This is a genomic window from Wenyingzhuangia sp. 2_MG-2023 (assembly GCF_030548295.1).
Classification (GTDB): Bacteria; Bacteroidota; Bacteroidia; order Flavobacteriales; family Flavobacteriaceae; genus Wenyingzhuangia.
On the sequence record NZ_JAUOSB010000050.1, the window covers coordinates 1 to 1761 of the forward strand.

Genomic DNA, 1761 nt, shown 5'->3' on the forward strand with positions numbered 1-1761 from the left:
AACAAAAAGCTTCGGCTTAGTACGTGTTCGAAAATCTTGCCGATTTTCTTCCCGCACAAAGCCTAGCCAAAACCGTTAGCTGTAATTTGCCACGAAACTGAAAACGAACTAATTAATGAATCAAAACAAAGATATTAGCGAAAAAGAATTTAAAACTTTTTACGAACCTTTACTCAAAGGATACGGAGAGGAATTTAAAGCTATTATAAAGTCTAAAAATGATATTTGTGAGCTAATCTATTTAGATTCAAAAATAGTCTCAATTGATAAACTTATAAGTCTAATCAAAAAAGAGACAGATATTTACGTAAAATCTATAGTTTGTAGGCTTATTGGAGTTAGGGAAATAATTTACTGTAGAGAAAACAAGCAAAAATTAGATATAAAGTTCGTTTGGGAACTAATTTCAAAATCAATCAAAATTATTCCAATAAAATACACAATTTCATCAATCGGTTCACAAGGGTTTTTGTCAATTCCGTTATATAAATTTGATGAATCGTTAGAAAGCTTTGATTTCATTAGATTACACATTTGGGACGATTCTTTAAATCAATATATTGATACAGAAAAGTGTGAGAACTTTTCAATTCATACCCATACATTTTTTGCTGAAAGTTGGGTAATAACGGGGGAAATAATTAATAACAGATTTGATTATAATATTAACTCAAAGAATTCTAAACACTCTTTTTTCAAAGTAGTTTATAACGATTCATTAAACGAAGTAAACCAACACACGTCCAAAGCTGTAAATGAAAAAATCGATATAGAACTTTATCAAACATCCGAAGAAATACATTTCAAAAACGGAAATTATAAAATAGATGCCGGAAAATTACATAAATCAGGTCATACAAATTCACCTTTACCTTCTGCTACGTTCTTTTCTTTTACAGGGAAAAACGGATTAGATAAATCTATTGTGATTGGACCTAAACATATTTCAGAATCGGAGATTAATCGAAAAATGATTATCGACCCAACAGAATTATTGAACAAAATTAATACCCAAATATAATATGGATGAGAGCCTAAGAAGAATGTTATTAGATTGGATGAGAAAAATTCATCAGTTAGAATACGCTCATTGTTATCAATCAATATTTTGGTCAACTTTTGAAAAATGGATTGGGATTAGTGCTTTTATAATTTCAACTATTGTAGCGTTTTCTTATCGATTTCCAAAGATTGATATTCCTTGGGTTCAAGATTATTTATTTCCATTTATCTTATTAATTGTGGCAATTTTAACTGGTCTTCAAACATTTTTAAAACCAAGTGAAAAAGCGGAAAATCATAAACGCATAGGTTTCAATTATGAGAAAATGAGACATAGTATTGAGTTAATTTTAAATACTAATATGACAAATGAAAATAGAAATCGAGAAATAGAAATAATAAAAAACGAATGGGCTGATTTAAAATCCGTTTACGTAAGTAATCGAAAATTTAAAAAGGGTAAGAAAACCGTCAAAGATTTGAAAAAATATCCAGAAGAATTAAGTTTTTTAGAAACTATTGAGGAATAAAAACTACAGCTAACAACGTGTATAATTAATTGCTGGTTTTTAGCCAATTTACGAAAGTCCTCGCGGACTTTCTATCTGTGTTTATTTGCTAACTTTAGTGCTTAAAACACGCAACTAACCATACACAAGACCGTTGTGCGTCATTAAAAAAATGTAAAATCCTGAAATAGGTTGACTAAAAATTCATCAAATATTAGTCACTTATGGAAAGTAAACACAAACAACCCTG

At 29.2% G+C, this 1761-nt stretch carries 2 protein-coding genes; both read left to right on the forward strand.

All coding sequences use genetic code 11. The features are described 5' to 3' along the window. Window positions 1–115 precede the first annotated feature (115 nt). Window positions 116–1021 (forward strand): hypothetical protein, encoded by a 906-nt coding sequence (locus tag Q4548_RS16575; protein ID WP_303457122.1) that lies wholly within the window; start codon window positions 116–118, stop codon window positions 1019–1021. Window position 1022: 1 nt separating this feature from the next. After that, window positions 1023–1532 carry an SLATT domain-containing protein gene (locus tag Q4548_RS16580; protein WP_303457124.1) on the forward strand — a complete coding sequence of 170 codons (510 nt, stop codon included), beginning with the start codon at window positions 1023–1025 and terminating at the stop codon, window positions 1530–1532. Window positions 1533–1761 lie beyond the last annotated feature (229 nt).

Coding starts and splice junctions, on each gene's coding strand:
- Q4548_RS16575 (WP_303457122.1), top strand. CDS start 116: ATGAATCAAAACAAAGATATTAGCGAAAAAGAATTTAAAACTTTTTAC.
- Q4548_RS16580 (WP_303457124.1), top strand. CDS start 1,023: ATGGATGAGAGCCTAAGAAGAATGTTATTAGATTGGATGAGAAAAATT.